This window comes from Methylobacterium sp. A54F (assembly GCF_053346035.1).
In genome coordinates this window covers 1-306 of sequence record NZ_JBKFBF010000125.1, presented here as the reverse complement: position 1 = coordinate 306, position 306 = coordinate 1, and the positions used below count along the sequence as shown (strand labels likewise).

Below are 306 nucleotides of genomic sequence, written 5' to 3'. Positions count from 1 at the left end.
AGGTAGGCGGCGAGCCCCAGGGCGCGGCCGCTGCCCGTGTCGAGGATCGCGTGGTGCAGGGGGTCGGCGCTCGCCGCGAGGCCCTCCAGGCGGTCCCGGGACGCGGCCGCGCTCTCGGGCGGCTCGCCGAACAGGTAGGTCCAGCGCGCCCCGTCGCCGGCCAGCGCCTCGAACAGGTCGTCGGTGTGCCGCGCCGGGTCGAGGGGCCCGACCCGGCAGGTGCGGCCGTCCATGGGGGTCCGCGGCGGTCGGGGCCGCGGGGTCCAGTCCGGGAGGGCGGGGCCGATCGGCTGCCCGTAGGCGTTC

1 pseudogene is annotated in these 306 nt (G+C 79.7%); it reads right to left on the bottom strand.

Annotation, left to right across the window (positions count from 1 at the left end):
• Window positions 1–306, bottom strand: a pseudogene (locus ACLBXP_RS25615) (GNAT family N-acetyltransferase); the annotation flags it as partial.